This window comes from Salmonella enterica subsp. diarizonae (assembly GCF_008692785.1).
Taxonomy (GTDB): Bacteria; Pseudomonadota; Gammaproteobacteria; order Enterobacterales; family Enterobacteriaceae; genus Salmonella; species Salmonella diarizonae.
This window is the reverse complement of the sequence record NZ_VXJV01000015.1, coordinates 50119-61964: the sequence shown is the minus strand read 5'-3', so window position 1 is coordinate 61964 and position 11846 is coordinate 50119. Positions and strand designations below refer to the sequence as shown.

At 52.4% G+C, this 11846-nt stretch carries 10 protein-coding genes; 6 read left to right on the top strand and 4 right to left on the bottom strand.

Annotation, left to right across the window (positions count from 1 at the left end; all coding sequences use genetic code 11):
• The first annotated feature begins 33 nt into the window (after nucleotides 1-33).
• Nucleotides 34-444 carry a phosphate-starvation-inducible protein PsiE gene (gene psiE / locus F4V72_RS22500; protein WP_023246274.1) on the top strand — a complete coding sequence of 137 codons (411 nt, stop codon included), beginning with the start codon at nucleotides 34-36 and terminating at the stop codon, nucleotides 442-444.
• A 45-nt stretch (nucleotides 445-489) separates the two neighbouring features.
• On the opposite strand, the gene xylE is transcribed toward psiE, so the two are convergent.
• The 4 genes from xylE to malE form a co-directional block, all read right to left on the bottom strand.
• Nucleotides 490-1965, bottom strand: a complete 1476-nt coding sequence (xylE, locus tag F4V72_RS22495) for a D-xylose transporter XylE (RefSeq protein ID WP_136058561.1) — start codon at nucleotides 1963-1965, stop codon at nucleotides 490-492.
• 342 nt (nucleotides 1966-2307) lie between these two features.
• Nucleotides 2308-3198 (bottom strand): maltose ABC transporter permease MalG, encoded by an 891-nt coding sequence (gene malG, locus F4V72_RS22490; protein WP_001252081.1) that lies wholly within the window; start codon nucleotides 3196-3198, stop codon nucleotides 2308-2310.
• A 14-nt stretch (nucleotides 3199-3212) separates the two neighbouring features.
• A complete protein-coding gene (malF, locus tag F4V72_RS22485; protein ID WP_023246276.1) occupies nucleotides 3213-4757 on the bottom strand; it encodes a maltose ABC transporter permease MalF in 1545 nt (514 codons plus the stop codon).
• 186 nt (nucleotides 4758-4943) lie between these two features.
• Nucleotides 4944-6134: a maltose/maltodextrin ABC transporter substrate-binding protein MalE gene (gene malE / locus F4V72_RS22480; RefSeq protein WP_053508361.1), complete on the bottom strand. Its 1191-nt coding sequence runs from the start codon at nucleotides 6132-6134 to the stop codon at nucleotides 4944-4946.
• A 361-nt stretch (nucleotides 6135-6495) separates the two neighbouring features.
• Between malE and malK the strand changes: the two genes are divergently transcribed.
• The 5 genes from malK to ubiA all read left to right on the top strand — a co-directional run bounded on the left by malK (nucleotide 6496) and on the right by ubiA (nucleotide 11782).
• Complete coding sequence (malK, locus tag F4V72_RS22475) at nucleotides 6496-7605, top strand: maltose/maltodextrin ABC transporter ATP-binding protein MalK (RefSeq protein ID WP_000179169.1); 1110 nt, start codon at nucleotides 6496-6498, stop codon at nucleotides 7603-7605.
• Nucleotides 7606-7778: 173 nt separating this feature from the next.
• A complete protein-coding gene (locus F4V72_RS22470) occupies nucleotides 7779-9137 on the top strand; it encodes a maltoporin (protein WP_023246278.1) in 1359 nt (452 codons plus the stop codon).
• Nucleotides 9138-9300: 163 nt separating this feature from the next.
• Nucleotides 9301-10218 carry a maltose operon protein MalM gene (gene malM, locus F4V72_RS22465; protein WP_000782497.1) on the top strand — a complete coding sequence of 306 codons (918 nt, stop codon included), beginning with the start codon at nucleotides 9301-9303 and terminating at the stop codon, nucleotides 10216-10218.
• Between the two features lie 180 nt (nucleotides 10219-10398).
• Nucleotides 10399-10896 carry a chorismate lyase gene (gene ubiC / locus F4V72_RS22460; RefSeq protein ID WP_000019219.1) on the top strand — a complete coding sequence of 166 codons (498 nt, stop codon included), beginning with the start codon at nucleotides 10399-10401 and terminating at the stop codon, nucleotides 10894-10896.
• A gap of 13 nt (nucleotides 10897-10909) precedes the next feature.
• The gene (gene ubiA, locus F4V72_RS22455; RefSeq protein ID WP_000455245.1) at nucleotides 10910-11782 is read left to right on the top strand and encodes a 4-hydroxybenzoate octaprenyltransferase; all 873 of its coding nucleotides are present in this window, start codon (nucleotides 10910-10912) and stop codon (nucleotides 11780-11782) included.
• Nucleotides 11783-11846: the final 64 nt, after the last annotated feature.

Here is an 11846-nt window from a genome sequence, read left to right as displayed (position 1 = left end):
CAGAAACCTCGCCACAGAGAAAGAGGGGCTGTTATGATGTCATTATCTCGCTCACATCTTGAGCTCATCGCCACGATTTTACAAAACGTACTAAATTTGGGGCTGCTTACCCTTGGCCTGATCCTGGTCGTTTTTCTCGGTAAAGAGACGGTGCATCTGGCGGACGCATTATTCGTGCCTGAGCAAGCCAGTAAATATGAACTGGTGGAAGGACTGGTGATCTACTTTCTTTATTTCGAATTTATTGCGCTGATTGTGAAGTACTTTAAGTCTGGCTTTCACTTTCCTTTGCGCTATTTCGTGTATATTGGGATCACGGCAATTGTGCGCCTGATCATTGTCGATCATAAAACGCCGATGGATGTATTACTCTATTCGGCGGCGATCCTACTGTTGGTTATCACGTTGTGGTTATGTAATTCGAACCGACTACGGCGAGAATAGGCGTCGCCACACCGTAACGGACGTACGGCGTGGCGATAAATCAGCTTATTGTATGGCGGTTTTCGGCGTTTTCTCTTCTGCTGGCGTCCATAACTCCTCAAGTTCTTCCAGCGTTTTGCCTTTGGTTTCCGGTACAAACTTCCACATGAATAGCGCCGCCAGAACGCCCATCACACCGTAGATCCAGTAGGAGAAACCGTTGTGGAAATGGGCGACCAGCCATGAGTTTTTATCCATCATTGGGAAGGTCCAGGAGACAAAGTAGTTCGCCAACCACTGCGCGGCGACAGCAATGGCGAGCGCTTTGCCGCGAATGGCGTTGGGGAAGATTTCCGCCAGCAATACCCAGCAGACCGGTCCCCAGGACATCGCGAATGCGGCGACGTAGAACAGCATTGATAATAGCGCCACGATGCCCGGTGCCTGAGTGTAAAAGGCGGTGCCGAGACTAAACATCCCTAAAGCCATACCCAACGCGCCGATAATTTGCAGCGGCTTGCGGCCAAATTTATCTACCGTCATGATGGCCAGAACGGTAAAGTTCAGGTTAATGACGCCGACAATAATCGTCTGTAACAGCGCGACATCGGTACTGGCGCCCAGAGTTTTAAAGACCTCCGGTGCGTAATACAGCACCACGTTGATGCCAACAAATTGCTGGAAGACGGACAGCATGACGCCAATCGCAATCACGCCTGCGCCAAACATCAGCAGGCGTCCGCCTGTTTTGCGACCATTCTCCAGCGAATGAGTGATTTCCTGCATCGCCTGGCTTGCCAGTGAAGCCCCCATAATTTTGCGCAAGATGCCTTCTGCTTGTTCATTTCTGCCGCGCGCCATCAACCAACGCGGGCTTTCCGGTACGGTATACAGCAACAGTAAAAAGAGCAGCGCCGGAATACATTCTGAGGCAAACATATATCGCCAGCCGTTCGAATTCAGCCAGATGGCGTCGCCGGATTTGGCAATAAAATAGTTCACACAGTAAACCAGCAGTTGTCCAAAAATAATGGCGAACTGGTTAAATGAGACCAGTTTTCCACGAATATGGGCAGGGGCCAGTTCGGCAATATACATGGGTGATAGCATTGAAGCTAAGCCGACGCCAATCCCGCCTATAATGCGATAAATGACAAATTCGGGGACGTATCCAGCCAAATAAACTGGTACGGCGTTATCAGGGTTAATGGTGGTAAATCCTAACTCCGGCCAGGCGGAACCTACGCCGGAAATAAAAAATAACAGGGCGGCGATTTTTAAAGAATCTCGACGACCAAAACGGTTACTACAGTAGCCGCCAATCGCGCCGCCGATGATACAGCCAATCAGCGCGCTGGCAACGCAAAAGCCTAGCAGTGAGTTGGCGGCGGATTCGCTTAACTGCTGCGGCGCGACAAAAACAGTGTTTAATGACTCGACGGTACCGGAAATAACAGCGGTATCATAGCCGAATAATAACCCTCCTAATGTTGCGACTAAGGTAATCGAAAAAATATAGCGGGAATTATATTGGGTATTCATCCAGACCTGCCTTAGATGATGCAGCCATTTTGTCAGTGTGGATGATGGTGGTTTTAACGGGCAGGGAAGACAATTATCATTTTTTACATTACCATTACGTTATATCTTTTCTGTGATCTTAATTCTGTTTAATGTGTCGAAAAAGAATTGGATGGTATATTTTCCGTGATAAGAAGCACAAAAGAAAATAATCATAACGGCATTATCAAATAACATAAAATCAGCCGCTATCCATAACGTATAAAAAAAGCGCTCCGAAGAGCGCTAAAATACGACCATTAGTGGGGATAACATAAGTTGAGGGCAGTGGCATTGCCCGTTGCCGGGCAGGTATAACAAAGATTAGCCTTTTACACCCCCTGCCGTCAGGCCGTTGACCAGCCAGCGCTGCGCCAACAGGAACACCAGGGTGATAGGAATAGCGGAAAGTACGGCGGCAGCGGCAAAGTCGCCCCACAGGTAGTTTTGCGGGTTAAGATATTGCTGCATACCAACGGCCAGCGTATAGCTGTCCACATCGCGTAGTAACAACGAGGCGACCGGGACTTCGGTAATCGCCGCGATGAACGACAGAATAAACACCACCGCCAGAATCGGTACGGAAAGCGGCAGTAGCACCAGACGGAATGCCTGCCACGGGGTTGCGCCATCCAGTGCTGCGGCCTCTTCCAGCGAGCTATCGATAGTTTCGAAGTAGCCTTTAATCGTCCAGACATGCAGCGCGATGCCGCCAAGATAGGCGAAGATCACGCCGCCATGCGTATTCAGACCGATAAATGGAATGTATTGTCCCAGTCGGTCAAATAACGCATACAGCGCCACCAGAGACAATACCGCTGGAAACATCTGGAAAATCAGCATCCCTTTAAGCAGTGTTGCTTTACCTGGAAAACGCATTCGTGCGAAAGCGTAGGCGCAGGTGGTGGAGAGCGCCACGATGCCGATGGCGGTAATACCGGCGATTTTCACCGAGTTCCACAGCCACAACAATACCGGGAAGGGAGGCGGCGTTACCCGGCCATCCGCATGTTCCACGCTGAAACCCAGCGCCAGCCGCCAGTGTTCCCAGGAGATTTTATCCGGGATCAGGCTCCCGGTGGCGAAGTTCCCTTCACGTAGCGAGATAGCAATGACCATCAGCAGCGGGAACATGATCGCCGCGATAAAAATCAGCAGTCCCAGGTGCGTGATGAAGAGACGTAATTTTTGAGATTTGGGTTGGACCATAGCCATTGTTATTATCTCCCTTAATCAAACTTCATACGCGTGGCTTTCAGGTTCACTATTGCCAACGCGCCTACCAACAGGAAGATCAGCGTGGCAATTGCCGCCGCCAGTCCGAAGTCCTGACCGCCGCCGCCTTCAAAGGCGATACGGTAGGTGTAGCTGACGAGCAGATCGGTATAACCGGCTGGCGTAGTGGTGCCGAGACGGTCTGGCCCGCCGTTGGTCAATAGCTGAATCAGCACAAAGTTATTAAAGTTAAAGGCGAAGCTGGCGATCATCAGCGGCGTCAGCGGCTTAATCAGCAGCGGTAAGGTGATTTTAAAGAAATTCTGAAACGGACCGGCGCCGTCCATTGCGGAGGCTTCGTACAGGTCGTCCGGAATCGCCTTTAGCAACCCCATGCACAGAATCATCATGTATGGATAGCCCAGCCAGGTATTCACGATAATCACCATTGCTCGCGCGGTGTTGGGGTCGCTGAACCAGGCAGGTTTAATGCCGAACAGCGCGCTCAGCATCATATTGATTTCGCCAAAGCTTTGGTTGAATAACCCTTTGAAAATCAGAATTGAGATAAACGACGGTACGGCGTAGGGCAGAATCAGTAGGACGCGGTAGATAGCTTTACCTTTCAGCGCCTCCCACTGTACGAGGCAGGCCAATACCATCCCAACCGCCACGGTTAACGCCACAGTGAGGACCGAAAAGACCACGGTCCAGACGAAGATAGCGAAAAAAGGCTTCTGGATCCCTTCGTCGGTAAAGACGCGCGTAAAGTTTTTCGCGCCGATAGTAACGGTATAACCGGGACTGAGTTTTTCATCACCCCAGCTTCCGTCGGCGTTGATCGACTGATAATAACCGCTATTGTTATTTGGCCGGTATTTTACGCCGCTCTGGTTATTGGTAAGCAGGCCGTCATCAGCCAGTGTGTAAAGCGGACGGGTACCGGAAAACTGACGTAGCGAACTCATAATCACTTTACTTTCATCCGGCAGGACGGCGGTTATCTGGTTCAGCGCCAGACGGTTCTGGGTGATTATTCGTAGATTAGCGCGTTCGCCGCCCGGCAGGGCATCGGTCTCTTTTAGCTGTAGTTTTTGTTCGTCGCCGAAGGAAAACGCATCAGACAGGTAATTTTTGCCCGTTTCCCCGTCGGTGAGGGCCAGTTGCCACTCGTCGCCGGCCGGGTAAAGACCAAAGTTATAGGTTTTTCCCGCCTGATAAGAACGGTCCATCAGCACTTGCTGGGCGCGTTCAAAGGTGAGTTGGTTGGTGCTGCTGTAGTTAGTAAAGGCGATGGCGATGGTGCAAACCAGCGGGAATAGCACAAACAGCCCCATTCCGGCGAGGCCAGGGTAAACGTAGCGCCAGGCGTAGGTTTTACGATTTGCGAAAATATACAGGCCAGCAGAGCTTAAAATCAGCGTCATGATGGCGAACAGATACTCCCCTTGTACGTACATTAAAACTACAAGGTAACCCACCAGCAGGCCCAGCAGACCAATTACTGACCATTTAAGCGGGTCGCTTTGCCACCAGTGTTTCTTTTTAATGACATCCATGGGGATCTTCCTCTTTACGCTTTATCCTTCGCACTACCTCTTTGTTGGCTGCGGAAGCTCACCCCAGTCACTTACTTATGTAAGCTCCTGGGGATTTGCCTCCTTGCCGCCTCGATGTAGCGCGAATGATTTCGCGTAACAACGTATTCAATAAACCTGATTCCCTAAAAAATAAGGGAAACCGTATTACTTGGTGATACGACCTTGTGCGTCTTTCAGCGCGGCATCCACGGTTTGACGGCCGCTGGCGGCGTTGATCACAGCCGTACGTACCGCATACCAGAAGGCGGACATCTGCGGAATATTCGGCATGATCTCGCCTTTCTGGGCGTTATCCATGGTGGCGGCGATACGCGGGTCTTTCGCTAACTGCTCCTGGAAAGATTTCAGCGCCACGGCGCCCAGCGGTTTATCTTTGTTCACCGCCTCCAGACCCTGATCGGTCAGCAGGTAGTTTTCGAGGAACTCTTTCGCCAGTTCTTTATTCGGGCTGGCAGCGTTAATCCCGGCGCTCAGCACGCCCACGAACGGTTTCGAGGGTTTACCTTTGAAGGTCGGCAGCAGGGTGACGCCGTAGTTTACTTTGCTCTTGTCGATGTTTGACCATGCCCACGGGCCGTTGATGGTCATTGCCGTTTCGCCTTTATTGAAGGCCGCTTCAGCGATGGAGTAATCGGTATCGGCGCTCATATTTTTGTTCTTGATCATATCGATCAGGAAAGTCAGACCCGCTTTCGCGCCGGCGTTGTCGACGCCAACGTCTTTCACGTCATACTTGCCGTTTTCAAATTTGAATGCGTAACCGCCGTCAGCGGCGATCAAAGGCCAGGTGAAATACGGTTCTTGCAGATTAAACATTATCGCCGATTTCCCTTTCGCTTTTAGTTTCTTATCCAGCGCCGGGATCTCTTCCCAGGTTTTCGGCGGGTTCGGGACGAGGTCTTTGTTGTAAATCAGGGAGAGGGCTTCAACGGCGATGGGGTAGGCAATCAGCTTACCGTTGTAACGTACCGCATCCCAGGTGAACGGATAGAGTTTGTCCTGGAACGCTTTATCCGGGGTAATCTCCGCCAGCAGACCCGATTGCGCATAGCCGCCAAAGCGATCGTGCGCCCAGAAGATGATATCCGGGCCGTCGCCGGTCGCTGCCACCTGCGGGAACTTTTCTTCCAGCTTATCCGGGTGCTCAACGGTCACTTTAATGCCGGTATCTTGCTCGAATTTCTTACCTACGTCGGCCAGGCCGTTATAGCCTTTGTCGCCGTTTATCCAGATAACCAGTTTACCTTCTTCAATTTTGGCGAGAGCCGGGGCGGAAATCATCATCGTTGTGAGTGCGGATAATGCGAGGATGCCTACGCCAGTTTTAATCTTCATATCTCCCATCCTTTTTGGTGATTTACACAGAGGTGGTTTAACGGTCTCTAGTTTCTTTATACGACAACCTCTTTCCATCCTCCCCGCCCCTACGCCCCACCCCTGCTTTATGTGATCTGTGTTACATAAATGTGAGTAATGCGTGCTGGCGCACATAAAAACACGCCGATTTTTGCGGGCGGCATCACGAAATTCCTTTTCTGTCCACGTCCGTGGTCTCAGGCGCTGTGTCCTCATCCTCCCGCCTCCTCCCCCATAAAAAAGCCGGGGGGTGGAGGATTTATCCCAGCCAGGGATCGCGCATAGTCAGGCCATCATGAATGTTGCTGTCAATGACAGGTTGTAACGAAGGGAGAAGGGCATGGCGAGCGTACAGCTACGAAATGTAACGAAAGCCTGGGGTGACGTGGTGGTATCGAAAGATATTAACCTCGATATCCATGACGGGGAATTCGTGGTGTTTGTGGGACCGTCAGGCTGTGGTAAATCGACCTTACTGCGTATGATCGCTGGCCTTGAAACCATTACTCGCGGAGATCTGTTTATCGGGGAAACCCGTATGAATGATATTCCGCCTGCCGAGCGCGGTGTGGGCATGGTGTTCCAGTCTTATGCGCTCTATCCCCATCTCTCCGTTGCAGAAAACATGTCTTTCGGCCTCAAGCTGGCGGGCGCCAAAAAAGAGGTGATGAATCAACGCGTCAACCAGGTGGCGGAAGTGTTGCAACTGGCGCATCTGCTGGAACGTAAGCCAAAAGCGCTTTCCGGCGGTCAGCGTCAGCGCGTGGCGATTGGCCGCACGCTGGTGGCGGAGCCGCGCGTGTTTTTGCTGGATGAACCGCTCTCTAACCTGGACGCCGCGCTGCGCGTGCAGATGCGCATTGAAATTTCTCGCCTGCATAAACGTCTGGGCCGCACGATGATTTATGTCACCCACGATCAGGTCGAGGCGATGACGCTGGCAGACAAAATCGTGGTGCTGGACGCCGGTCGCGTCGCGCAGGTCGGTAAGCCGTTGGAGTTATACCACTATCCGGCGGATCGCTTTGTTGCGGGCTTTATCGGTTCGCCGAAGATGAACTTCCTGCCGGTGAAAGTGACCGCCACCGCGATTGAACAAGTCCAGGTTGAACTGCCGAATCGCCAGCAAATCTGGCTGCCGGTCGAAAGTCGCGGCGTGCAGGTCGGGGCCAATATGTCTTTAGGCATTCGGCCGGAACACCTGCTGCCGAGCGATATCGCCGATGTCACCCTGGAAGGCGAAGTCCAGGTGGTCGAGCAGTTGGGGCACGAAACACAAATTCATATCCAGATCCCCGCCATCCGTCAAAACCTGGTTTATCGCCAGAATGACGTGGTGTTGGTAGAAGAGGGCGCCACATTCGCTATCGGCCTGCCGCCAGAGCGCTGTCATCTGTTCCGTGAAGATGGCAGCGCATGTCGTCGTCTGCATCAAGAGCCGGGTGTTTAAGGCCTCCATAAAAAACGAAACGCAAAGTCATTCGAGTCTGCATCGAGGCGGCAAGTGAATGAATCCCCGGGAACGTACACATAGTATGTGACCGGGGTGAAGGAACGCAGCCAACAAAGAGGCAGACCGAAGGGGGACGCGTTTAAAGAAAAGCAATGATCTCAGGAGATAGAATGATGATTACTCTGCGCAAACTTCCTCTGGCGGTTGCTGTCGCCGCGGGCGTCATGTCCGCTCAGGCAATGGCTGTCGATTTCCACGGTTACGCCCGTTCCGGTATCGGCTGGACGGGAAGCGGCGGCGAACAACAATGTTTTCAGGCAACGGGCGCTCAAAGTAAATACCGTCTCGGTAACGAATGTGAAACCTATGCGGAACTGAAACTGGGTCAGGAAGTGTGGAAAGAGGGCGATAAGAGCTTCTATTTCGACACCAACGTCGCCTATTCGGTTAACCAGCAGAATGACTGGGAAAGCACCGATCCCGCCTTCCGCGAAGCGAACGTGCAGGGTAAAAACCTGATTGAATGGCTGCCGGGTTCCACTATCTGGGCCGGTAAGCGCTTCTATCAGCGTCATGACGTACACATGATCGACTTCTACTACTGGGATATTTCGGGTCCTGGCGCGGGTATCGAAAATATCGATCTGGGCTTCGGTAAGCTTTCACTGGCGGCGACCCGGTCTACTGAAGCGGGTGGTTCTTATACCTTCAGCAGCCAGAATATTTATGATGAAGTGAAAGATACCGCTAACGACGTATTTGACGTACGTCTGGCTGGTCTGCAAACGAACCCGGACGGCGTACTGGAGCTGGGCGTTGATTACGGTCGCGCCAATACGACCGATGGTTATAAGCTGGCGGATGGGGCATCGAAAGACGGCTGGATGTTCACCGCCGAACATACGCAAAGCATGTTGAAAGGCTATAACAAGTTTGTCGTGCAATATGCCACCGATGCCATGACCACGCAGGGTAAAGGCCAGGCGCGCGGTTCTGACGGTTCTTCATCTTTCACCGAAGTATTACCTGATGGAACCAAAATTAATTACGCCAATAAGGTCATCAATAATAATGGCGATATGTGGCGTATTTTGGATCATGGCGCCATCTCGCTTGGTGACAAATGGGATCTGATGTACGTCGGTATGTACCAGAATATTGATTGGGATAATAACCTGGGTACCGAGTGGTGGACCGTGGGCGTACGTCCAATGTACAAGTGGACGCCAATCATGAGTACCCTGCTGGAAGTTGGCTACGACAACGTGAAATCTCAGCAGACCGGCGATCGTAACAATCAATATAAAATCACTCTGGCGCAACAGTGGCAGGCGGGCGATAGCATCTGGTCGCGTCCGGCTATCCGTATTTTCGCCACCTACGCGAAATGGGATGAGAAGTGGGGCTACATCAAAGACGGCGATAACATTTCCCGTTATGCCGCAGCGACTAACTCCGGCATTTCCACCAACAGCCGTGGCGATAGCGATGAGTGGACCTTCGGCGCCCAGATGGAAATCTGGTGGTAATACGACGGTCATCTGACGTAACGAGGGGCGTAAGCCCCTCTGAAACATCAGGTCTGATGATGCCTGTAAGCCGGATAAGGCGCCAGCCGCCATTCGGCGATATGTTTGGGTTGGCGCGCTATTGCCTGGCTACCGCTGAACCCGCCTTATTGAGGTGATAATAATGAAAATGAAGAAAAGTCTCGTCGCCCTCTGTTTAACCGCAGGGCTGTTCGCCAGCGTACCGGGTATCAGCCTGGCGGAAGTGAACTATGTACCGCAAAATACCAGCGCCGCGCCCGCTATTCCTGCTGCTGCGCTACAGCAATTAACCTGGACGCCTGTAGACCAGTCAAAAACGCAGTCTACCCAACTGGCGACTGGCGGCCAGCGCCTTGACGTTGCCGGCATTACCGGCCCGGTCGCCGCTTATAGCGTTCCGGCGAATATCGGCGAGCTGACATTAACTCTGACCAGCGAGGTCAATAAGCAAGCCAGCGTTTTTGCACCAAACGTGTTGATTCTTGACCAAAATATGACGCCTTCGGCGTTCTTCCCCAGCAGTTACTTTACTTATCAGCAGCCGGGTGTCATGAGCGCAGACCGGCTGGAAGGCGTGATGCGCCTGACCCCCGCGCTCGGGCAGCAGAAACTCTATGTTCTGGTGTTTACGACCGAAAAAGATCTTCAGCAAACCACCACGCTGCTCGATCCGGCAAAAGCCTATGCCAAAGGCGTCGGCAACTCTATCCCGGATATTCCCGATCCGGTTGCGCGCCATACCACTGACGGCGTAGTGAAACTGAAGGTGAAAACCAACAGCAGCTCCAGCGTATTGGTCGGGCCGTTGTTTGGCTCGTCCGGTACCGGGCCGGTAACGGTAGGCAATACCGCCGCGCCGGTCGCTGCGCCAGCGCCAGTCGCGCCGAAGAAAAGCGAACCGATGTTGAACGATACGGAAAGCTATTTTAATAAAGCGATTAAGGATGCCGTAGCGAAAGGCGATGTCGATAAAGCGCTGAAACTGCTTGATGAGGCCGAACGTCTGGGATCGACATCTGCCCGTTCCACCTTTATCAGCAGTGTAAAAGGCAAGGGGTAATCGTTTCCCCACAGTGCTGATTTTGCAGCAACTGGTGCGTCTCCTGGCGCACCTTTTTTTATCATTTTATGCGAATTGTTATTTTTTTGTTGCGCAACAGATCACTTAATTGTGATTACGCCCCCCGTAATGCCTTTTCTGAGATACAATGACTTTAGGTTATGAATCGGAGAGTAAGGCATGTCACACCCTGCGTTAACGCAACTGCGTGCGCTGCGCTATTTTGATGCGATTCCTGCGCTTGAGCCCCATTTGCTGGACTGGCTATTGCTGGAAGATTCTATGACCAAACGTTTTGAGCAGCAGGGAAAGCGAGTAAGCGTGACGCTGATTCGGGAAGCGTTTGTCGGCCAAAGTGAGGTCGAGGAAGCGTCAGGTTTACTGCCATCCGAATCCCGCTACTGGCTACGTGAGATACTTCTTTGCGCTGACGGCGAGCCCTGGCTTGCCGGACGTACCGTCGTACCGGAATCCACGCTGTGCGGACCTGAACAGGTCTTACAACATCTGGGTAAAACCCCGCTTGGACGTTATCTATTTACATCATCGACACTGACCCGCGATTTTATTGAAATTGGACGCGATGCAACGCTGTGGGGGCGCCGCTCTCGCCTGCGGTTGAGCGGAAAACCGCTGTTGCTTACCGAGCTTTTTTTACCTGCATCGCCGCTGTACTGAGAGGAAGATAAAGATGGAGTGGAGCCTGACGCAGAGTAAGCTGCTGGCGTTTCACCGCTTGATGCGTACAGATAAGCCTATTGGCGCGTTGCTGCTGCTCTGGCCGACGCTTTGGGCGTTATGGGTGGCGACGCCGGGTATGCCTCAGCTGTGGATTTTGGCGGTTTTTGTCGCCGGCGTGTGGTTAATGCGCGCGGCAGGCTGCGTGGTGAATGATTATGCCGATCGTAAATTTGACGGACATGTAAAACGTACTGTAAACCGGCCTTTACCCAGCGGCGCCGTGACAGAGAAAGAAGCGCGCAACCTGTTTGTGGTACTGGTGTTGCTGGCGTTTCTGCTGGTGCTGACGCTGAACGCCATGACGATTCTGCTTTCCGTGGCGGCGCTGGCGTTGGCCTGGGTTTATCCCTTTATGAAACGCTACACCCACCTGCCGCAGGTAGTGCTGGGAGCCGCTTTCGGCTGGTCAATTCCCATGGCGTTCGCCGCGGTGAGCGAATCCCTGCCGTTGAGCTGCTGGCTGATGTTCCTCGCCAATATTCTCTGGGCGGTGGCTTACGATACGCAATATGCGATGGTCGACAGAGATGACGATATCAAGATAGGCATTAAATCGACCGCGATTCTGTTTGGTCGTTATGACAAATTGATTATCGGAATTCTGCAGCTTGGCGTAATGGCGTTAATGGCGCTGATCGGCTGGTTGAATGGTCTGGGATGGGGATATTACTGGTCTGTACTGGTGGCGGGCGCGCTGTTTGTATACCAGCAAAAACTGATTGCGAACCGTGAGCGCGAAGCCTGCTTTAAAGCCTTTATGAACAATAACTACGTTGGCCTGGTGCTATTTTTAGGGCTGGCGATGAGTTACTGGCACTTCTGATGTCATGCCGGGCGGCGGCTACGCCTTACCCGGCCTGCAAACCCAAAATTTTCAATACGTCATA

What these genes read in the sequence shown, in the direction of transcription:
- psiE (WP_023246274.1), top strand. Translation starts at nt 34, where the DNA reads ATGATGTCATTATCTCGCTCACATCTTGAGCTCATCGCCACGATTTTA.
- xylE (WP_136058561.1), bottom strand. Translation starts at nt 1,965, where the DNA reads ATGAATACCCAATATAATTCCCGCTATATTTTTTCGATTACCTTAGTC.
- malG (WP_001252081.1), bottom strand. Translation starts at nt 3,198, where the DNA reads ATGGCTATGGTCCAACCCAAATCTCAAAAATTACGTCTCTTCATCACG.
- malF (WP_023246276.1), bottom strand. Translation starts at nt 4,757, where the DNA reads ATGGATGTCATTAAAAAGAAACACTGGTGGCAAAGCGACCCGCTTAAA.
- malE (WP_053508361.1), bottom strand. Translation starts at nt 6,134, where the DNA reads ATGAAGATTAAAACTGGCGTAGGCATCCTCGCATTATCCGCACTCACA.
- malK (WP_000179169.1), top strand. Translation starts at nt 6,496, where the DNA reads ATGGCGAGCGTACAGCTACGAAATGTAACGAAAGCCTGGGGTGACGTG.
- F4V72_RS22470 (WP_023246278.1), top strand. Translation starts at nt 7,779, where the DNA reads ATGATGATTACTCTGCGCAAACTTCCTCTGGCGGTTGCTGTCGCCGCG.
- malM (WP_000782497.1), top strand. Translation starts at nt 9,301, where the DNA reads ATGAAAATGAAGAAAAGTCTCGTCGCCCTCTGTTTAACCGCAGGGCTG.
- ubiC (WP_000019219.1), top strand. Translation starts at nt 10,399, where the DNA reads ATGTCACACCCTGCGTTAACGCAACTGCGTGCGCTGCGCTATTTTGAT.
- ubiA (WP_000455245.1), top strand. Translation starts at nt 10,910, where the DNA reads ATGGAGTGGAGCCTGACGCAGAGTAAGCTGCTGGCGTTTCACCGCTTG.